Origin of the sequence: Peribacillus sp. YIM B13472, assembly GCF_042788005.1 — a bacterium.
In the GTDB taxonomy this organism is placed as follows: Bacteria; Bacillota; Bacilli; order Bacillales; family DSM-1321; genus Peribacillus; species Peribacillus simplex_E.
The window spans coordinates 74,632-96,014 of sequence record NZ_JBHZPG010000019.1 but is presented as its reverse complement, the minus strand read 5'-3'; the positions used below and the strand labels follow the sequence as shown (position 1 = coordinate 96,014).

19 protein-coding genes and 1 riboswitch are annotated in these 21,383 nt (G+C 42.4%); of the genes, 17 read left to right on the top strand and 2 right to left on the bottom strand.

Translation table 11 applies throughout. The features are described 5' to 3' along the window. Positions 1–115: 115 nt before the first annotated feature. Positions 116–1,075, bottom strand: a complete 960-nt coding sequence (rnhC, locus tag ACFX4I_RS15825) for a ribonuclease HIII (RefSeq protein ID WP_377421673.1) — start codon at positions 1,073–1,075, stop codon at positions 116–118. Positions 1,076–1,247: 172 nt separating this feature from the next. Between rnhC and zapA the strand changes: the two genes are divergently transcribed. The 13 genes from zapA (at position 1,248) to ACFX4I_RS15760 (ending at position 16,420) form a co-directional block, all read left to right on the top strand. Further along, entirely contained in the window at positions 1,248–1,508 is a 261-nt protein-coding gene (gene zapA, locus ACFX4I_RS15820; RefSeq protein WP_230301753.1) for a cell division protein ZapA, read from the top strand. Between the two features lie 4 nt (positions 1,509–1,512). Next, the gene (locus ACFX4I_RS15815; protein ID WP_144480482.1) at positions 1,513–2,058 is read left to right on the top strand and encodes a CvpA family protein; all 546 of its coding nucleotides are present in this window, start codon (positions 1,513–1,515) and stop codon (positions 2,056–2,058) included. Positions 2,059–2,266: 208 nt separating this feature from the next. Further along, positions 2,267–3,985 (top strand): DNA polymerase/3'-5' exonuclease PolX, encoded by a 1,719-nt coding sequence (gene polX, locus ACFX4I_RS15810; protein WP_230301752.1) that lies wholly within the window; start codon positions 2,267–2,269, stop codon positions 3,983–3,985. A gap of 35 nt (positions 3,986–4,020) precedes the next feature. Then, the gene (locus tag ACFX4I_RS15805; RefSeq protein WP_230301751.1) at positions 4,021–6,375 is read left to right on the top strand and encodes an endonuclease MutS2; all 2,355 of its coding nucleotides are present in this window, start codon (positions 4,021–4,023) and stop codon (positions 6,373–6,375) included. A gap of 65 nt (positions 6,376–6,440) precedes the next feature. Continuing rightward, on the top strand, positions 6,441–6,848 hold the full coding sequence (locus tag ACFX4I_RS15800) for a DUF350 domain-containing protein (protein ID WP_230301750.1): 408 nt from the start codon (positions 6,441–6,443) through the stop codon (positions 6,846–6,848). A 288-nt stretch (positions 6,849–7,136) separates the two neighbouring features. Then, on the top strand, positions 7,137–8,834 hold the full coding sequence (locus tag ACFX4I_RS15795; protein ID WP_230301749.1) for a long-chain-fatty-acid--CoA ligase: 1,698 nt from the start codon (positions 7,137–7,139) through the stop codon (positions 8,832–8,834). Positions 8,835–9,034: 200 nt separating this feature from the next. Further along, the gene (locus ACFX4I_RS15790) at positions 9,035–9,622 is read left to right on the top strand and encodes a fatty acid metabolism transcriptional regulator FadR (RefSeq protein WP_141994379.1); all 588 of its coding nucleotides are present in this window, start codon (positions 9,035–9,037) and stop codon (positions 9,620–9,622) included. Between the two features lie 124 nt (positions 9,623–9,746). Beyond that, on the top strand, positions 9,747–10,520 hold the full coding sequence (locus ACFX4I_RS15785) for an enoyl-CoA hydratase (RefSeq protein WP_377421670.1): 774 nt from the start codon (positions 9,747–9,749) through the stop codon (positions 10,518–10,520). 122 nt (positions 10,521–10,642) lie between these two features. Continuing rightward, positions 10,643–11,416, top strand: coding sequence for an electron transfer flavoprotein subunit beta/FixA family protein (locus tag ACFX4I_RS15780; RefSeq protein ID WP_377421668.1), 774 nt, complete (start codon positions 10,643–10,645; stop codon positions 11,414–11,416). 68 nt (positions 11,417–11,484) lie between these two features. After that, entirely contained in the window at positions 11,485–12,462 is a 978-nt protein-coding gene (locus ACFX4I_RS15775) for an electron transfer flavoprotein subunit alpha/FixB family protein (RefSeq protein ID WP_230301747.1), read from the top strand. A gap of 202 nt (positions 12,463–12,664) precedes the next feature. Next, complete coding sequence (gene trxA / locus ACFX4I_RS15770; RefSeq protein ID WP_328113193.1) at positions 12,665–12,985, top strand: thioredoxin; 321 nt, start codon at positions 12,665–12,667, stop codon at positions 12,983–12,985. Positions 12,986–13,088: 103 nt separating this feature from the next. Beyond that, positions 13,089–14,861 (top strand): excinuclease ABC subunit UvrC, encoded by a 1,773-nt coding sequence (uvrC, locus tag ACFX4I_RS15765; RefSeq protein WP_377421666.1) that lies wholly within the window; start codon positions 13,089–13,091, stop codon positions 14,859–14,861. A 61-nt stretch (positions 14,862–14,922) separates the two neighbouring features. Beyond that, positions 14,923–15,099, top strand: a riboswitch (Lysine riboswitch). An 88-nt stretch (positions 15,100–15,187) separates the two neighbouring features. Further along, a complete protein-coding gene (locus ACFX4I_RS15760) occupies positions 15,188–16,420 on the top strand; it encodes an aspartate kinase (protein WP_377421664.1) in 1,233 nt (410 codons plus the stop codon). A 63-nt stretch (positions 16,421–16,483) separates the two neighbouring features. Here ACFX4I_RS15760 and ACFX4I_RS15755 read toward each other — a convergent pair whose 3' ends face one another. Next, complete coding sequence (locus ACFX4I_RS15755; protein WP_057276669.1) at positions 16,484–16,954, bottom strand: YslB family protein; 471 nt, start codon at positions 16,952–16,954, stop codon at positions 16,484–16,486. 383 nt (positions 16,955–17,337) lie between these two features. Between ACFX4I_RS15755 and ACFX4I_RS15750 the strand changes: the two genes are divergently transcribed. The 4 genes from ACFX4I_RS15750 to ACFX4I_RS15735 all read left to right on the top strand — a co-directional run bounded on the left by ACFX4I_RS15750 (position 17,338) and on the right by ACFX4I_RS15735 (position 21,311). Continuing rightward, positions 17,338–17,946: a succinate dehydrogenase cytochrome b558 subunit gene (locus tag ACFX4I_RS15750; protein WP_053347217.1), complete on the top strand. Its 609-nt coding sequence runs from the start codon at positions 17,338–17,340 to the stop codon at positions 17,944–17,946. 70 nt (positions 17,947–18,016) lie between these two features. Continuing rightward, positions 18,017–19,768: a succinate dehydrogenase flavoprotein subunit gene (gene sdhA / locus ACFX4I_RS15745; RefSeq protein ID WP_230301743.1), complete on the top strand. Its 1,752-nt coding sequence runs from the start codon at positions 18,017–18,019 to the stop codon at positions 19,766–19,768. A 17-nt stretch (positions 19,769–19,785) separates the two neighbouring features. Continuing rightward, the gene (sdhB, locus tag ACFX4I_RS15740) at positions 19,786–20,559 is read left to right on the top strand and encodes a succinate dehydrogenase iron-sulfur subunit (RefSeq protein ID WP_034308984.1); all 774 of its coding nucleotides are present in this window, start codon (positions 19,786–19,788) and stop codon (positions 20,557–20,559) included. A gap of 272 nt (positions 20,560–20,831) precedes the next feature. Then, entirely contained in the window at positions 20,832–21,311 is a 480-nt protein-coding gene (locus tag ACFX4I_RS15735; RefSeq protein WP_377421662.1) for an acyl-CoA thioesterase, read from the top strand. The last annotated feature ends 72 nt before the right edge of the window (positions 21,312–21,383 follow it).

The following is a 21,383-nucleotide window of genomic DNA, read 5'->3' as shown; positions in this document are numbered from 1 at the left end:
TAGCATGAATTCACGAGTAAATGGAGCAAACTCACGAGAAAATCGTAAATTTACGAGTAAATAGTGTGAATTCACGAAAAAAAGGCGGCTGTTCCGGAAGGTCAGCCGCTTTCTTCTATTTATGGTATTTCTGTTGATATAGTCGCTTCGCTTTTTCTGTGTTTGCGAAGTGGGTTTTCGTGAATTCGTGTAATGAATCTATTCCTTTTTCATGAATCAATCTTGCGGCCGCTTCATCGACTGCAAATCCGGCACCTTTAGGGATTTTGAATCCGGCTTTTTCACTCAGCAAGTCAAAGCGTTTGACGAATGCATATCGGGCAATGATGGATGCGGCTGCTACTCCAAGGTGAATGCCTTCCGCTTTTGTGCATAGATAGGTGGCATTAGCTTGGAATAGTTCTTGGCCTTTGAGGTAATTGAAAAATACCTCTGGTTGAGCAAATTGATCAATAAGGACCGCTTCCGCTTGTTCCGGCTGGATTTTTTGCATGAGATTCTTGATTGCTTGGTTATGGAGGAGTGCCTTCATTTTTCCTTGTGACATTCCCTTTGCCTGCAGCGCATTATATTTTGGGTTGTCGCATGTGAGCAGGCTGAATGGCACTACATCCTTAATCTGTTTGGCAATTTCGATGATCTGTGGATCTTTCAGATTTTTGGAATCCTGGACACCAAGCTCCTTCAATAGTGAGAGTTGCTCCTTTTTTGCATATACGGCTACGACGGTGATCGGGCCGAAATAGTCTCCTGTTCCTACCTCATCGGAACCGATCACTGACATGGTTCCGATATTTGCAGGCGGCGAATATCGATGGACGTTGACTGATGCAGATGATGCCGTTTTTTTCTTTGGAGCCGCAGCAGTGGTGCCTTTTTGCCACTTTCCCGCTTCTAGTTCGGCATTCTTACCCTGAAAAAGTACCTTTCCGGATTTATAGGCGGTCACCGTACATAGCGGCGGTTTTGCGGAAAAGATGCTCCCCGGCGGCAGCTTGGCGGCCAAGGATGAAGAATAATGGGACTTCATCGCCTTTATTTGTTCAGGACTGATAAGTAAAACAACATGGGACATAATGGGTTAGCTCCTAACTTCATTTTGTTTATTAGGTGATCTTCTTCCTAAATCCGCTTTCGTTTGACAAATTATTGAAATTTTTATGCAAGAAATGACGATGTACTCTCTTTCGTGACGAAAAACTTCATGATATGATAGAATTAGGATTGTTTAGATTGGGGGCATCATTTTGTCAGACGATAAACGAAATAAAACAACAGTTGATATATACGGACAACCATATACAATCGTCGGCACAGAAAGCGCAAGTCATATGCGCCTGGTCGCTTCAATGGTTGACGAAAAAATGAGAGAGATCAGGATGAAAAATCCATACTTGGATACAAGTAAACTAGCGGTGCTAACGGCCGTGAATACCGTCCACGAATATATTAAATTAAAAGATGAATTAGACCAGCTTCAACTGGAATTAAAGAGAGAGAAGGACTGAGTACATGCTTGATTTAGCAATTCTGGCCATTCTTTTAATCGGTTTATTAATCGGTTTAAAGCGTGGCTTCATTTTACAATTGGTTCATATGACAGGGTTCATTGTAGCCTTCATCGTCGCTTATGTATTTTACGGAGATCTTGCTCCCAATTTGAAATTGTGGATTCCGTTCCCAACGATGGGGGATTCCTCGACCCTTAATATGTTTTTCGATACAGTCGGGCTTGATACGGCATATTACAATGCAATTGCCTTTGCAATCATTTTCTTTGCTGCCAAGATTCTTTGGCAAATGATAGGATCCATGCTCAATTTCATTACCCACCTACCGATATTAAAGCAGCTGAATCGCTGGGGTGGAGGGATATTGGGTTTTCTCGAAGTCTATCTTATCATGTTTATTATATTATATATAGCTGCCATGCTGCCAATGGATTCCATCCAGAAACCATTAACTGGCTCATTTCTGGCAGAATCGATCGTGAAACATACGCCGTTCCTTTCCGAGCAAGTGAAGGAACTTTGGTTTCATGATGTAAAACAATCTTAATGTCAGTATAAGAGGGCCTGCCTCCCGTTCAAAGTCCTGGATTCCTATACTTTGAACGGGGGAGGCCCCTTTTTATGTAGCAGCATGTAACTTCCCCCTATTTGATTCGAAAGTTAAGAATCTGACTGCTTGTACTTTACCTCCAAGAAAGGTATCTTTAAGAAAGTGAACAATGGACACCCTACTAATTTTTTCGGCGGTGAATTAAATGACAATTAATAAAAAAGATATCATTAAACTATTAGAAAAAATTGCAATATATATGGAACTAAAAGGAGAGAACCCGTTCAAGGTTTCAGCTTTCCGAAAGGCAGCTGGCGCCTTGGAAACGGATGACCGGAGCCTTTCGGCCATCGATGACTTTACCGCTTTAAATGGAATCGGGAAAGGAACGGCCTCCGTCATAGAAGAGTATATAAATGAGGGGAAATCGACCGTACTTGAAGAGCTGCAGGAGCAGGTGCCAAAAGGATTGATTCCGCTTCTGCAGCTTCAAGGTCTGGGCGGGAAGAAAATTGCCAAGCTTCATAAAGAGCTGCATGTCAATGATGTGAATGATCTTAAAATCGCCTGTGAAGAAGGCAGGGTCGCGGCGCTTGCCGGTTTCGGCAAAAAAACGGAAGAGAAGATCCTGTCTGCTATTGCCGAGGCGGGTTCAAGGCCCGATCGGCTGCCCCTTGCCTTCATGAGGCCGATTGCGGATGATATTGAAACGGCCCTTGCTAACATGGAATACATCATCCGTTCTTCCAGGGCCGGCAGCATCCGGCGTATGAGGGAAACCATCAAGGACCTCGATTTCATCATCTCGACAGATCATCCCGAAGAAGTTAAGGATCAACTGCTTGCATTGACGGGGATAAAGCAGGTGATTGCGGCCGGTGATACAAAAGTATCGGTCGTGCTTGATTATGAATATGATATTTCTGTCGATTTCAGAATCGTGAAGGATCAGGAATTCATCACGACACTCCATCATTTTACAGGTTCGAAGGATCACAATGTGCGGATGCGCCAGCTTGCTAAAGATCGCGGCGAGAAAATCAGCGAATATGGGGTGGAAGTGGCTGAAACCGGTGATGTATTGACGTTTGAAACGGAAGAACAATTTTATAATCATTTTGATCTTCCTTTCATTCCGCCAGAACTGCGTGAAGACGGAACGGAAGTGGAGCATTATGATGCTAATGAACCTCTCATATCTTTAGAGGCCATCAAAGGTGACCTGCATATGCATACCACATGGAGTGATGGGGCCCATACGATTGAAGAAATGATTGAAGCATGCCGTGCAAAAGGGTATCGGTATATGGCCATCACCGATCATTCGCAATATCTGAAAGTGGCGAACGGCTTGACCGTGGAACGTTTACGGGAACAAAAACGTATCATCCATGAACTAAATGAAAAATACGCTGACTTTACCGTTCTTTCAGGGATTGAAATGGATATACTTCCTGATGGGACCCTTGATTATGACGATGAGCTGCTTGCCGAGATGGATTTGGTGATCGCATCGATTCACTCTAGCTTTTCACAGCCTAGGGAAACGATCATGGAGCGCTTAAAAACGGCTCTGAATAATCCTCATGTAGATATCATTGCCCATCCAACGGGAAGGATCATCGGCAGACGAGCCGGATATGATGTGGATATAGAGATGCTGATCGAACTGGCCCGTGAAACGAATACTGCCTTGGAATTGAATGCGAACCCGAACCGATTGGATTTGGCACCTCCCCATCTGCGCAAGGCACAGGAAGCAGGCGTTCCGATCGTGATCAATACGGATGCCCACAGCATCGACATGCTTGAACATATGCCTGTTGGGGTCTCATCAGCAAAAAAAGGCTGGATTAAAGAATCAACGGTTCTTAATGCAAGGGATACGGATGGATTATTGGCGTTTTTAAAGAGAAATGATTAACTATTTGCCCATAAATAAGGAGGAGCTTTAACTCCATGCATAATAAAGCTTTAAAGACATTGGAATTTCATAAAATAAAAGAACAATTAATTTCACACGCATCCTCATCCATAGGAAAAGAGAAGGCAGAGCAATTGACGCCTTCCACGGATTTTGAAGAGGTGTCGAGATGGCAGGAAGAAACAGATGAGTCAGCCAAAATCGTCCGGTTGAAAGGTAACATGCCATTGGGCGGGATTTTTGATATCCGTCCGCATGCAAAAAGGGCACAGATCGGCGGAATGCTCTCACCGATGGAATTGATGGAACTCGCGAGTACGATTCGTGCCGGAAGGATCCTAAGCCGATTCTTTGAAGAACTTGCAGAGCAGGAAATTGATGTTCCGCTATTGGCCGAATATATCGATTCCCTTCATCCATTGATAGATTTGCAGCAGGAAATTACGTATGCAGTAAGTGAACATGGCGAAGTGATGGATTCTGCAAGCGACAAGCTTCGTACCCTAAGAAACCAAATTCGGACGAACGAAAGCCGCGTCAGGGAAAAACTAGAAAGCATGATCCGTTCTTCCAATGCATCAACAATGTTATCCGATGCCATCATCACCATCCGGAATGACCGATTCGTCATCCCGGTAAAACAGGAATACCGGAGTGTGTATGGCGGGATCATTCATGATCAATCCTCATCAGGGCAGACGTTGTTCATTGAACCGCAAGCAATCGTTCAGCTGAATAATGTCCTGCAGGAAACCCGAGTGAAGGAAACACAGGAAATAGAACGGATATTGGTCGAACTATCGGAAAAAGTCGGTGCGTACACTCCTGAATTGCTTCATAATGTCAAAGTGCTTGCACAAATCGATTTCCTTGTCGCCAAGGCAAAGTATGCAAAAGCGATAAAAGGGTCCAAGCCGATTCTGAATAATGAGGGACGCGTGAAATTATTCAAAGCGAAACACCCGCTCATTCCGAGTGATGTTGTCGTGGCCAATGATATTTTTCTTGGTGAAGAATTTACGACAATCGTCATCACCGGTCCGAATACAGGTGGTAAGACGGTTACCCTGAAAACGATTGGCCTCTGTACGTTAATGGCCCAGTCCGGTCTGCAAATCCCTGCGCTGGATGGTTCCGAAACGGCTGTGTTTTCCTCTGTTTATGCCGATATCGGCGATGAACAGTCGATTGAACAAAGCTTAAGTACATTCTCTTCGCATATGGTCAATATTGTCGATATCCTAAAGCATGTCGATTATGACAGCCTTGTTTTATTCGATGAGCTTGGAGCGGGAACTGACCCACAGGAAGGTGCTGCTTTGGCCATTTCCATTTTGGATGAAGTGTATAAGCGCGGAGCACGTGTGATTGCAACGACACATTATCCGGAATTAAAGGCGTATGGATATGATCGGGAAGGCGTCATTAATGCAAGCGTCGAATTTAATGTGGAAACCTTGAGTCCCACCTATAAACTTTTGATCGGTGTACCAGGTAGGAGTAATGCGTTTGAAATTTCCAAACGCCTTGGTTTGGAAGAAAGCGTGATAAGCAGCGCCCGCAGCCATATTGGTGAGGATACGAATAAAGTTGAGAATATGATAGCCTCCCTTGAAGACAGCCGCAAAAAGGCCGAAGAAGAAGAACAGGAAGCCAAGAATCACCTGGAACAGGCGGAAATTCTTCATAAAGACCTTCAAAGGCAAATTGGTGAATACCATGAAGAACGGGATGCGATGGTTGAAAAGGCAGCAAAAGAGGCAGCGGCAATCGTTGAAAATGCACAAAAGGAAGCGGAAGCGATTATTGCCGACTTACGTAAACTGCGGCTTGAAAAGCATGCCGATGTTAAAGAGCATGAACTGATCGATGCCAAGAAGCGGCTTGAAGAAGCAGCGCCAAAAGTGAAAAAAACATCAAATAAAGCTGCAAGGCCCCTGGATAAAAGCTTGAAACCTGGAGATGAAGTAAAGGTCGTAAGCTTCGGTCAAAAAGGTCACTTGATCGAGAAGGTCTCAAATAAAGAATGGCAGGTCCAGATCGGGATCATGAAAATGAAGGTGAAGGAGTCTGACCTGGAATTCATCAAGGCCACCAAAGTAAAAGAAACAAAGCCCCTCACCACGATCAAAGGCCGCGATTATCACGTTAGCGTCGAACTTGACCTCCGTGGAGAACGCTTTGAAAATGCAATATCAAGAGTTGAAAAGTACATTGATGATGCTCTTTTGGCCGGTTATTCGAGTGTTTCCATCATTCATGGTAAAGGAACGGGTGCTCTTCGGTCCGGGGTCCAGGAATACTTGAAAAATCACCGCTCTGTCAAAAGGATTCGCTTCGGCGAAGCCGGTGAAGGCGGAACAGGTGTTACGGTGGTGGAATTTAAATAAAGGAAAGCGGTCACTCCGGCCATTCAGCCAAGCCGGGTGGCTAGTTACCATTCGGGAGTTGGACCATGGTGAACATGTGGGAAAATGAATATGTATATATAGCTGCTCGTTACAGTGTCGTTATTCTGTGCATGATTGTTTTTTTAGCCATTTTTGAACTTGTCACAAAGTACAAGAACTGGGAGGAAATCAAACAAGGAAACCTTTCTGTCGCGTTGGCAACAGGTGGTAAAATATTTGGGATCGCCTATGTATTCCAACAGTCCATTCTCCATCAGAATTCGCTTCTTACCATGATTGGCTGGGGCGTATACGGATTTGTCCTGCTATTGATCGGTTATTTCATTTTTGAATTTATGACTCCTGGATTTAAAATAGATGAAGAGATACAAAAAGATAATCGGGCAGTTGGATTCCTATCGATGATCATATCAATCGCATTATCTTTTGTCATCGGCGCAGGGATTTCTTAATGCCCTTCATGAGAGGGAGTAAGCTGTGGAGAAACTTGCAAAAGTCTTAATTGTTTGTTGCGGAATCTTTTTTCTGTTTGGAATCATATATATGACATTCTTCAACTGAAGCGGCCATTGTGCCGCTTCTTTTATTTGAGTTCCATTAAAAAGAGTGAGGGGGCATGTATAATAATGGTCAATTCTCATCATAGGGTCTCTTTATACACTGAAATTCGGCAATTGTAAGAAAATCCCGATTGTATTATAATGAAAAGAGTATTGAGAATATTCAGAAGGAGGGGGCAAATGAGCAATAAGCCATGGCAAGCTATTTACCCGGAACAGATACCCGCTGTTTTGTCTTACGAAGATAAACCTCTTTATTCTTTTTTAAAGGAATCAGCCGAAGAATTCCCCGATAAAGTATCGATTCATTTCCAGGGAAAAGAATTAACTTTCCGGGAAGTGCATGAATCTGCTTTAAAGTTTGCAGCCTATTTAAAAAGTATCGGTCTTCAAAAAGGTGAACGCGTTGCCGTCATGCTTCCTAACTGCCCACAGGGTGTCATAGGCTTTTTTGGGATATTGATGGCCGGCGGAGTCGTGGTTCAAACGAATCCAACCTATACTGAACGTGAATTAGAATATCAAATGAAAGATTCCGGGGCGAAAATAATTTTGGCGATGGATATTTTATTTCCCCGTGTTGCAGCAGTGGCATCAAGAACGGATATAGAACATATAATTGTAACCGCTATCAAGGAATATTTACCTTTTCCGAAAAACCTTATCTATCCTTTTATTCAAAAAAAGCAATACGGCATTGTCATCAATGTGGAGCATGAAGGGAATCATCATTTATTTTCCGAAATCATGAAACGAAAGATGACTGAAGAAGTCACTGTGCCGATCGATGTGGATAATGACCTTGCCCTTTTGCAATATACTGGTGGGACAACAGGCTTTCCCAAAGGGGTCATGCTTACCCATAAGAACTTGCTGGCAAATACGAAAATGTGCAATGCATGGCTTTATAAAAATAAGCGCGGTGAGGAAAGGATCCTTGCGATTCTGCCTTTCTTCCATGTATACGGTATGACTACAGTCTTGGTTCTTTCCGTCATGGAAGGGAACACCATGATCATCATGCCAAAATTCGATGTCGAAGCGACGCTTAAAACCATCCAAAAACAGAAACCGACCATGTTTCCAGGAGCGCCAACGATGTATATCGGCCTCTTGAACCATCCGGATATCGCTAAATATGACCTTTCTTCCATCAATGCCTGTATAAGCGGTTCTGCATCATTGCCCATAGAGGTTCAAGAGCAGTTTGAGAAAATTACCGGCGGGAAGCTTGTTGAAGGCTATGGACTTTCTGAAACCTCACCGGTGACCCATGCTAATTTCATCTGGGATCAGCCGCGTGTAAAAGGAAGCATTGGGCTGCCGTGGCCAGATACTGACTCGGTGATTCTGTCCCTGGAAACCTTTGAAGAGCTTCCTCCGAATGAAATAGGCGAAATTGCCATAAAAGGACCACAGGTAATGCAAGGATATTGGAACCGGCCGGATGAAACGGAAAACACCTTTAAAAATGGCTGGCTGCTTACAGGAGATCTGGGTTACATGGATGAGCAGGGGTTCTTTTATGTGGTCGAGAGGAAAAAGGATACAATCATTGCAGGCGGTTTCAATATATATCCACGAGAAGTGGAGGAGGTGCTATACGAGCATGAGGCCATACAGGAAGTGGTTGTGGCAGGTATCCCTGACCCTTATCGCGGTGAGACCGTTAAGGCCTATGTCGTACTGAAAAAAAATGCCAGGGCCACTGAAGAGGAATTGAATGAATTTGCCAGAAAGAACCTGGCTTCCTATAAGGTGCCGCGCAGCTATGAATTCAGGGATGAACTTCCTAAAACGACGATAGGAAAGATTCTGAGAAGAGTCCTTATCGAGGAAGAAAAGAAAAAAATTTCCGAGGAAAGAAAAGAAGCTTAAACAAGCGCCCCCTTTTAACGGAGCAGCGGAAGAAAGCTCCGTGTTTTGCAGAACGGCTGGACAACCTATGGATGGGGGCTGTACAATGAACAGAAGTGAATGTCAGGACCCCTAGAAGTTTTTGCTTGACAGTAAAGGGTCGTCATTTTATGATAGAAATATGAATGATGATTCATTCATTTTCTGAAAGGGGACATCCAGTGAAAAGCAACAGACCAAAGTATAATCAAATTATTGAAGCGGCCGTTATCGTCATTGCCCAAAACGGTTACTATCAAGCCCAAGTATCCAAAATCGCCAAGCAGGCAGGCGTAGCGGATGGCACCATATATTTATATTTTAAAAATAAAGAAGATATCTTAATATCATTATTTCATGAAAAGATGGGCTCTTTTGTGGAACAGATCGAAGAAGAAATAAAAGGAAAGACCACTGCTTCGGATAAACTGCATGTGCTCATCCAAAAACATTTTAAAAACCTTTCAGAAGACGTGAATTTAGCAATTGTCACTCAGTTGGAATTAAGACAGTCGAATAAAGAATTGCGCCTTAGAATTAATGATGTGTTAAGAGGGTATTTGAATTTAATCGATCAGATCATTATTGAAGGAAAAGAGAACGGCGAATTCCTGCCTGATTTAAACAATTTACTTGCCAGGCAGATGATTTTTGGAACGATTGACGAAACAGTGACGACTTGGGTCATGAATGAGCAAAAGTACTCCCTTCCTGACCTTGCACCAGACGTTCACCGCCTCCTAATTGGCGGCTGTGGCCTGAAAAGTTAACGATTTAAATAGAGGATGGCTAGCCATCCTCGAAAGAATCGATTAATCCTGCTTCCCCTTTATCGGGAAGTGATACATATTGAATTTTCAAAAAAGTTCGAATAGCATGCCTGGAGGGATTGATATGGAATATCTTAAGCTTTCTGTCGAAAATCATGTGGCTTTTATAACGATTGATCATGCACCTGCAAATGCGCTTTCTTCGGCTATCATCGGAGAGCTTTCACAGGCCTTCGATCAAATTGAAAAAGACGAAGCCGTACGGGTTGTCCTTCTTCATGGTGAAGGAAGATTCTTCTCTGCAGGAGCAGACATTAAAGAGTTTACTGAAGTGGAGAACGGGAAAGCTTTCGAGAAGCTGACCAAGAATGGTCAATCTGTATTTGAGAAAATCGAATCTTTTCCAAAACCGGTCATTGCAGCCATCCATGGAGCAGCGCTTGGCGGAGGATTGGAGCTGGCTATGGCCTGTCACATCCGATTGGTCACCGAAAGGGCTAAACTTGGTTTGCCTGAGCTGCAGTTGGGCTTAATCCCTGGATTTGCCGGGACCCAACGTCTTCCTCGTTATGTAGGCATGGCAAAGGCAGCTGAAATGCTGTTTACAAGTGAACCGATTTCAGGTACCCAAGCTGTGCAATGCGGATTGGCGAATCATGCCTTCACGGATGAAGAACTGATTCCAAAAGCTAAGGAACTAGCCAATAAAATTGCCAAGAAAAGCCCCCTGGCTTTAAAGTCGGCCATTGAGTTATTAAATTATTCTAAGCATGATTCCTATCATAAAGGTGTGGAAAGGGAAGCTGCCCTCTTTGGCCAAGCTTTCGATACCGCTGATGCACAAGAAGGAATCAGCGCTTTCATTGAAAAAAGGGAAGCTGTATTCAAAGGGAAATGATGATTCGGTAGAAATAACTATTTATATATATCATGCAGGATTTTGATGAAATCTGTAGAACAATACTATATATCAATAAAATTCATAATCTTCAAAACTCAAATCATTCGGGAGGTATTATCGTGAACATTTATGTACTGCTGAAAAGAACATTTGATACAGAAGAAAAAATTACACTATCCAACGGGAAAATTAATGAGGATGGAGCGGAATTCATCATTAATCCATACGATGAGTATGCAGTTGAAGAAGCAATGCAGGTACGTGATGCACAAGGCGGCGAAGTAACGGTTATTTCTGTCGGAACCGAAGAGGCTGAAAAGCAATTACGTACAGCGCTGGCAATGGGTGCTGACAAAGCCGTATTGATAAATATAGAAGACGACATAGAAAATGGCGACCAATTCACGACTGCCAAAATTATAGGTGAATACTTAAAAGGTAAAAATGCCGATTTAATCATTGCAGGAAACGTAGCAATCGATGGGGGTTCTGGTCAAGTGGGACCGCGCGTTGCCGAAATTTTAGAAATTCCTTATATTACAACCATTACTAAACTGGACATCGCAAATGGAAATGTAAGCGTTATCCGTGATGTCGAAGGGGACTCTGAAACGATAGAAGCATCCCTTCCATTGTTGGTGACAGCTCAACAAGGGCTAAATGAGCCGCGTTATCCATCATTGCCAGGAATCATGAAAGCGAAGAAAAAACCGCTTGAAGAATTGGAATTGGATGACTTGGATTTGGAAGAAGAAGATGTTGAGGCAAAAACAAAAACGATTGAAATTTACCTTCCTGCTAAAAAAGAAGCTGGAAAAGTATTGGACGGAGAAATCGGTGATCAAGTTAGCGAACTTGTTCAATTATTACGCAGTGAAGCAAAAGTGGTTTAATCTTAAACGGTACTTTTCAAAACAACACACACGACAAAAGAAAAATAGAGCACAGGAGGTTTTTATAAATGGCTAGAAAGTTTCTTGTATTGGGCGAAGTTCGTGACGGTTCACTAAGAAATGTATCATTTGAAGCTATCGGTGCGGCTAAACTTGCTGCAGATGGCGGGGAAATCGTAGGTGTTTTAGTTGGTGACAGTGTTCAAAATTTCGGAAATGAATTGATCCAATATGGCGCGGACCGGGTTGTGGCAGTAGAAAATGATCAATTGAAACAATATACTTCAGATGGATATGCGCAAAGCTTGCTTGCCGTCATCGAGCAGGAAAAGCCAGAAGGGATTTTCTTTGGACATACGGCCCTAGGAAAAGATCTTGCACCTAAATTGGCTGGAAAGCTTGAATCAGGCTTGATCTCGGACGTTACATCCATTGAAGTAGAAGGCGGAAATATCGTTTTCACCCGCCCGATATATTCTGGTAAAGCATTTGAAAAGAAAATTGTTACGGATGGCGTGATATTCGCGACAATCCGTCCGAACAATATCGAACCATTAGCGAAAGATGAGTCCCGCTCTGGTGATGTTTCTACATTAAGTGTGGACATTAAGGATTTACGCACAATCATTAAAGATGTTGTTAGAAAAGCTAGCGAAGGGGTCGACCTTTCAGAAGCGAAAGTAATCATCGCAGGTGGACGGGGCGTGAAAAGTGAAGATGGTTTTGAACCATTAAAGGAACTTGCACAAGTTCTTGGCGGAGCGGTAGGAGCTTCCCGCGGAGCATGTGATGCGGACTATTGCGATTACTCATTGCAAATCGGGCAAACGGGTAAAGTCGTAACACCTGACCTTTATATCGCCTGCGGAATTTCCGGTGCGATCCAGCATTTAGCGGGGATGTCCAACTCCAAGGTTATCGTTGCCATCAATAAAGACCCGGAAGCTAACATATTCAATGTGGCTGATTATGGAATTGTCGGAGACCTTTTCGAAGTCGTTCCATTACTTACGGAAGAATTCAAAAAACTAAAAGTTAACGCTTAATAGAGATAATACAGATAAGGGGGGCAAGACATTTGGCATAAGCCGATACATGTCTTGCCCCTTTATTTGGGCTAATAGGCAGGACTTCAGCCTGCATATTTACTCTTTTTTTGGACATCCTACCACTGAAGCAAAATATTAGCATCGATTCGAGCAACAATGGTATACTGTCTTTAGTTATTTGAGTAAATTTGAGGAGGAAATATATATGGCTATTGTAAATGCAACTGACCAAACTTTCACAACAGATACTAGCGAAGGTGTTGTTCTTGTAGATTTTTGGGCTCCATGGTGCGGACCTTGTAAAATGATCGCTCCTGTTCTCCAAGAGCTTGATACTGAAATTGGCGATACAGCAAAAATCGTAAAAGTGGATGTAGATGAAAACCAAGAAACAGCAGGAAAATTCGGTGTGATGAGCATCCCGACATTAATCGTCCTTAAAGACGGTGAAGTGGTTGATAAGGTTGTTGGTTTCCAACCTAAAGAAGCACTTGCTGAACTTATTGCAAAACACGCGTAATAGTAAGTTAGCTAAAAAAAGCTTCAAGTCTGCGGACTTGAAGCTTTTTTCGCTATCTTGATATATAATGATTGTAAAAATGGGAGAACAGGAGGCTGAATGCATGAATCAACAAATAAAGAATAAACTTGCCCTTCTTCCCGATCAACCTGGTTGTTATTTGATGAAAGATCGTCAGGGAACGATCATATATGTAGGCAAAGCGAAAGTGTTGAAAAATCGTGTCCGTTCTTATTTTACGGGATCTCATGATGGAAAAACATTTCGTCTCGTGAATGAGATTGCGGATTTCGAATACATCGTCACATCTTCTAATATCGAGGCTCTTATTTTAGAATTGAACTTAATCAAAAAACATGACCCAAAATATAATGTCATGCTAAAGGATGATAAGACCTATCCTTTCATCAAGCTGACTGCAGAACGCCACCCTCGTCTAATCATTACGCGAAAAGTCAAAAAAGATAAAGGGAAATATTTCGGTCCTTATCCGAATGCATTTGCAGCTAACGAAACGAAAAAATTGCTCGACCGCATCTATCCCCTAAGAAAATGCAATACTTTACCAGATCGCGTTTGTCTCTACTATCATCTTGGCCAGTGTCTGGCCCCATGTGTATATGAAGTAGAGGAACAGGAATATAAAAAAATGGTGGATGATATCAACCGGTTCTTGAACGGCGGGCATACTGAAATAAAAAAAGAACTGACTGAAAAAATGCTAGTGGCATCTGAAGAGCTCGATTTCGAGAGGGCCAAGGAGTTCCGTGACAAGATTGCCCACATTGATATTACGATGGAGAAGCAAAAAATGATGACGACCGATTTCATCGACAGGGATGTATTTGGCTTTGCCCATGATAAAGGATGGATGTGCGTCCAGGTATTTTTTGTCCGGCAGGGTAAATTAATAGAAAGGGATGTTTCGCTTTTTCCGGTCTACGATGAACCCGAACAGGAACTCCTTACATTCCTCGGTCAGTTTTACGAGATTACGAACCATTTTAAACCAAAGGAAATCTTGCTGCCTGAATCAGTGGATGCTGAAATGGCCGAAGGGCTGCTTGGTGTCAAAACGATTCACCCCAAAAGGGGGGCGAAAAAAGACATGCTTAAATTGGCGAATAAAAATGCCTCCATCGCCCTTCAGGAAAAATTCTCTTTGATTGAAAGGGATGAAGAAAGAACGATCAATGCGGTGGAAAACCTCGGGAATCAACTGGGTATCTATACTCCGCATCGAATTGAAGCTTTCGATAACTCCAATATCCAGGGAAGTGACCCTGTTTCCGCTTTAGTCGTGTTCATTGATGGGAAGCCGGAAAAAAGAGAGTACCGAAAATATAAGATCAAGACGGTCAAGGGACCTGATGATTATGAATCGATGCGTGAAGTGGTCAGAAGAAGGTATTCACGAGTATTGAAAGAAGGGCTGCCGCTTCCGGACTTGATCATCATTGATGGCGGAAAGGGACATGTCGAAGCCGTTCGGGATATTTTGGAAAATGAATTGGCCCTTGATATTCCGCTTTCAGGCCTCATTAAGGATGAAAAGCATAGGACATCGCAATTGATGATCGGAAATCCTCTTGAAATCGTACCTCTTGATTCACGGAGCCAGGAATTTTACCTATTGCAAAGAATTCAGGATGAAGTGCATCGGTTCGCGATTACTTTTCATCGCCAGCTACGCGGGAAAAATGCGGTTCACTCCCAGCTTGATGATATTCCAGGAGTCGGGGAAAAACGCAGGAAGCAATTATTAAGGCATTTTGGATCATTGAAGAAAATCAAAGAGGCAACAGTCGAGGAAATCATGGAAGCTGGTATGCCAAAAGGGGTAGCCGAGGGAATCGTTAGAAAATTACAAGAATAATCTTGCTACCGATAAATCTCTATGCTATGATTAAAAGGAATTTTTAACTAGACAACTTAAAAGTGCTGATAGAGGTGCGGAATTCAAGAGTAAAAACCTGGAGAAGTATGAGCTTCCATGAAAGGTTTTGAAAGGGGATGACGCCGAAGGAAGACAAGACTCATACCTTGTTTTCCTGGTCCGACATTTAATAAATGGCGGATTGTCAGGGTTTATACCCTGGAGAGCTATCTCACTGTGTTTACAGTATTAGATATGTGATCACAGCAATGAGATATTTCTCATTGCTTTTTTTATTGCCTAAAAAGTAGAGAGGGTGCATGAGGATGGCATTAATCGTTCAAAAATTTGGCGGAACATCCGTCGGAAGCGTAGAGAAAATCAAAAATGTTGCCAAACGGGTAATCGAGGAAGCGGAGAATGGAAATGAGGTAGTCGTCGTTGTTTCAGCTATGGGGAAAACAACGGACCAATTGGTTTCCATGGCCCGTGATATTTCCGGAACCCCTAGCAAAAGGGAAATGGATATGCTATTGACTACTGGGGAACAGGTAACGATTTCCCTGTTAACGATGGCATTGATTGAAGAAGGATATGAAGCCATTTCGTATACTGGCTGGCAGGCTGGCATGCAAACGGAATCCGTTCATGGGAATGCCCGGATTTTAAACATCGATGCCACAAGGATCCAAGCCCAGCTTCAAGAGAAGAAAATAGTGGTCGTGGCCGGTTTCCAGGGTAACGATGTAAATGGGGAAATCACAACCTTGGGGCGAGGCGGTTCCGATACGACGGCGGTTGCCATCGCTGCAGCGCTGAATGCGGATAGATGCGATATTTATACGGATGTAACGGGTGTTTTCACAACGGATCCACGCTACATAAAAGGCGCGCGAAAACTCCAATCCATTTCTTACGATGAAATGCTGGAACTTGCCACCCTGGGGGCGGGCGTCCTTCATCCACGGGCTGTCGAATATGCAAAAAATTATCAAATTCCGCTTGAAGTCCGTTCAAGCATGGAGAGAGAATCAGGAACGATCATTGAGGAGGAAGCAACTATGGAAGAAAACTTAATTGTACGCGGCATTGCTTTTGAAGACAGTATTACGAGGGTCACAATCTATGGTTTGCCCCAATCACTTGGTGCATTATCCACAATCTTCACGACACTTGCGAAAAACCGGATTAATGTGGACATCATCATTCAAAGCATGACTGCCGAGGATACGACCAATCTATCTTTTTCCACAAAAAGTGAAGATACGGAAGCGGCCTTGATCGTGCTGGAAAATAATAAAGAACGATTGGGATTCGACCGGGTCGAAACGGAGAGCGGGTTGGCCAAAGTGTCCATCGTCGGATCTGGTATGGTATCCAATCCCGGAGTGGCTGCCGAGATGTTTGAAGTGATGGCCAATACTGGCATCCAGGTGAAAATGGTCAGCACATCGGAAATTAAAGTTTCGACTGTCGTCAATGAAAAGGAAATGGTGAAGGCGGTTGAATCTCTCCATGAAGCATTTAAACTTGGTCAGCATGCAAATGTGCTAGCTTAAGTGTCAGGAGTCCAATAAAAAACAGACTTCCGGTAAAAAGGGTAAGTCTGTTTTAAGGGCTCATTAGATTGGATCTCTGGGATCCCATTGGATGGTGAATATCACTTTTTTTGCGCGGCGTTTGATTTCTTCCGTTGATTCGCTGAGGAATTTTTTTTGCAGTGAAAACTGCTCGGCAAGGAAACCGGCTTCAAGCTGGAAGTGACAATCAGGGTGTAAATCCAGGCGGCGGCTGATTATTTCACCCGTCAGGGATAGTTCCATCTGGTGTTTCGTATATTTCAAGATTTCCAGATTGCCCCATCCAGCGCTTTGGAAAAATTCAATAACTTCCTGATCGCCATTCAATGGGAATTTTCTTGCTAATTGTTTACCTGCCCAATAGAGGATTTGATTAGAGTCTTTTCCGAGAATATCGTTCAATAGAACTTCTCTGATCAATTCGTACCCGAAAGCTGGAACTTTGAATTCTTCAGTTTGGATTTCTTCTGTTTGAATCTCTTCTTCTATCGCAGCAGCAATATTTTTTTTCATAATTTATCGCCTCTTTCTGTAAATCTATTATAAACGTATTTCTTTTGCAAATTATACTGTTTTTTATTTATTTAAATATCAATTGGAAAAAAATGAGAAATTATACCGAGATATTAATAGATTAATTAGTAATTTCTCCAAAATATATACTTGATAGATAAAAAATAGACAATTTAATCCAATAAAATCTATTCTGAAAAAGAGATTTCTTGTATCCGTTTTCTTGACGCACATTGAAGTCAGGAGTAAAATGGACATGTCACATAATTGTAAAGGGAGTATAGAGGAGTTTTCTGACTCTATACTATATTTTCACGCGGAGATAAAAGGTAGCCACCAGTTTATCTTTGCATGATTTTTCACAAATTAAGGGGGGGCACTTAGTGGCAAAAAATCGTGAGTTTGGGAATCGTAGACTTCATTCACTACTTGGAGTTATTCCGATCGGGCTGTTTTTGTTGGAGCATTTAGTTACCAACTATATGGCAACAAAGGGACCGGAATCATTTAATTCAGCAGCACATTTCTTAGAAAGCATACCATTTCGTTATTTCTTGGAAATCTTCATCATTTTCTTACCTTTGATTTATCATGCGGTTTACGGGATTTATATCGCGTTTACGGCTAAAAATAATTTGGGTAGATTTGGATTTTTCCGGAATTGGATGTTCTTTTTACAACGTCTAAGCGGAATCATTACGTTGATTTTCCTGGTTTGGCATGTTTGGTCAACTAGAATTCAAGCAGCATTAGGTACAGAGGTTGACTTTGACATGATGGCAGAGATTTTCTCTAATCCATTTATGATTGCATTTTATTTAGTTGGGGTCATTTCGACAATTTTCCACTTCTCTAATGGATTATGGTCATTTGCAGTGAGCTGGGGTCTGACAGTTTCACCTAAATCGCAAAAAATCATGACTTACGTTACTTTGATCGTTTTCGTTCTTCTTTCTTATGTAGGGGTTAGCGCAATTTTCGCTTTCGTATAAGAAGATAGAGTTTATTTATAAGTATTAGGAAAAACATAGCTTTGCTAATGGAAATAAGGGAGTGACAGAATTGGGTAAAGGTAAAATTATTATCGTTGGTGGAGGTCTAGCTGGTTTAATGGCTACGATCAAAGCAGCAGAGCTGGGACAACAGGTAGATTTATTTTCTTTAGTACCTGTTAAACGCTCTCACTCAGTTTGTGCCCAAGGCGGAATCAATGGGGCAGTAAATACAAAAGGTGAAGGGGATTCTCCATATATCCACTTTGATGATACAGTTTATGGCGGAGATTTCTTGGCTAACCAACCACCGGTTAAAGCGATGTGCGAAGCAGCACCATCGATCATCCATATGTTTGACCGTATGGGCGTAATGTTCAACCGTACTCCGGAAGGTCTTCTTGATTTCCGTCGTTTCGGTGGTACTCAACATAGCCGTACAGCATTCGCTGGTGCAACAACTGGTCAGCAATTACTTTATGCATTGGACGAGCAGGTTCGCCGTTATGAAGTAGAAGGCCTTGTAACGAAATATGAAGGCTGGGAATTCCTTGGAGCTGTTATCGATGACGATCAAACAGCACGCGGTATCGTAGCACAGAACTTGACTTCAATGGAAATCAAATCATTCCCTGGCGACGCTGTCATCATGGCGAGCGGCGGTCCTGGAATCATTTTCGGTAAATCAACTAACTCAATGATCAATACAGGTTCAGCAGCATCCATTGTTTATCAACAAGGTGTAAATTATGCAAATGGTGAGTTCATTCAAATTCACCCGACAGCAATCCCTGGAGATGACAAACTTCGTCTGATGAGTGAATCCGCTCGTGGTGAAGGTGGACGTATCTGGACATATAAAGACGGAAAACCTTGGTATTTCCTTGAAGAAAAATACCCTGCTTATGGTAACCTTGTACCTCGTGATATCGCGACTCGTGAAATCTTCGACGTATGTATGAACATGAAGCTTGGCATAAATGGAGAAAACATGGTTTACCTGGATCTATCACATAAAGATCCTAAATTACTTGATATAAAACTTGGCGGAATCATTGAAATCTACGAGAAATTCATGGGTGAAGATCCTCGTAAAGTCCCAATGAAAATTTTCCCTGCCGTTCACTATTCTATGGGCGGACTTTGGGTGGATTATGACCAAATGACTAACATCAAAGGTTTATTCGCTGCAGGTGAGTGTGATTACTCACAACATGGCGGTAACCGTCTTGGTGCGAACTCACTTCTTTCTGCAATCTATGGTGGTTCAGTCGCTGGACCGAATGCCGTTAAATATATTGAAGGCCTTGATAAAACTTCAGAATCCATTCCTTCTTCATTGTATGAAGGGTTCGAAAAACAAGAACAGGAGAAATGGAATGAAGTCATGTCTCTTGATGGTAACGAAAATGCGTACATCCTTCACAAAGAGCTTGGTGAGTGGATGACACAGCATGTTACTGTAGTTCGTTACAATGACAAGCTGAAAGAAACGGATAACAAGATTCTTGAGCTGATGGAACGTTACAAGAAAATTAACATCAATGACACGGCTAAATGGAGCAACCAAGGGGCAGCCTTCACTAGACAGCTGCAAAACATGATGCAATTGGCACGTGTTATCACAATTGGTGCTTTAAACCGTGACGAAAGCCGTGGAGCTCATTACAAACCTGATTTCCCAGAACGTAATGATGATGAATTCATGAAAACTACAATGGCGACATTCAAAGGCTTGGATCAAGCACCTGAATTCCATTATGAAGATATTGATGTATCACTTATCGCACCGCGTAAACGTGATTACACTACGAAACATTAAAGAGGGGGAGCAAAAAAATGGTTGAAACTAAATCTGAGACTAAAACAGTCCGTTTTATAATCACTCGTCAAGATACACCGGATTCAGCTCCTTATGATGAGGAATTTGAATTAGCGTACCGTCCGAATATGAATGTAATTTCCGCTCTAATGGAAATTCGTCGTAATCCAGTAACAGTACAAGGCAAACACACTACAGCAATCGCTTGGGACATGAACTGTCTTGAAGAAGTATGTGGTGCTTGTTCAATGGTTATCAATGGTAAACCTAGACAATCTTGTACAGCTCTTATCGACCAATTAGAACAGCCGGTTCGTCTTGCTCCAATGCGTACTTTCCCTGTTGTTCGTGACCTTCAAGTCGACCGCAGCCGTATGTTCGACTCATTGAAAAAGGTAAAAGCATGGATTCCAATCGATGGAACGTACAATCTTGGACCAGGACCTCGTATGCCAGAAAAGAAACGCCAATGGGCTTACGAGTTATCTAAATGTATGACTTGCGGTGTTTGTTTGGAAGCTTGTCCGAACGTAAACAGCAATTCAGACTTCATTGGGCCGCAACCATTATCGCAAGTTCGTTTATTCAATGCACATCCAACAGGTGCAATGAACAAAGCTGAACGTTTAAATACGATCATGGGTGATGGGGGACTTGCAAACTGCGGTAACTCACAAAACTGTGTGCAGTCTTGCCCTAAAGGCATTCCTTTAACGACTTCGATTGCCGCGTTGAACCGTGATACTACGATCCAACAATTCCGTAACTTCTTCGGCAGCGATGAAGTTTAATAATGAACATGAAAGAACCTGTATCTTATGATATGGGTTCTTTTTTTCTCATTGTTTTACATACGTAGACTTGGTTGGGAATCGATAGCAATAATAAACGATTGATAACTGGGATCGAAGTGTAAATGCGGCACCAAGCCAACGGTAAAGGATTTGTTTAATGAAGTAGCTTGATAAAATTGACCTGCTTTCAATAGAAAACCCTTTTCATTATCGATGTTTTCTTATAAAATGAGTGAATAGTCATTCAATTCAGAAAGGGTGTGCACAAGTTGGGCAGAATATCATATATCGATAATATAACGGAGTGGATCAATGATTTTTCTTTTAAACATGAGATTAAGGTCCGCTTTTCGGAAACTGATATGTTTGGGCACTTGAATAACACGATTCCTTTTACTTATTTTGAGGAGGCTCGGATTGAGTATTTCAACAGTATGGGGTTCATGAAGGATTGGACCTCGGCTGAATGCGGTGAGATGCCGGTTGTTGCAAATTTACAGTGTGATTTCCTGAAGCAGATGTTTTTCAATGATCAGTTGACAATCCATGTGAAAGCTGACCATATCGGAAATTCTTCAGTGGACATACATTATATGGGGACCAAACAAGATGGTTCAATTTGTTTAACGGGCAGGGGGACGATTGTACAAGTCTCCAAGGCCACCGGAAAGCCCGTACCTTGGACGGAAGAGATGAATCGATCGATGTGGCATACAGAGCTGAACATTCCTAAAAATATTTCCATTTAGACAAGTAAAAGAGTCACTCCATTGCCCCAGCCGACATACTATATCTTGACTAAATAGACACCCACTCCGGGT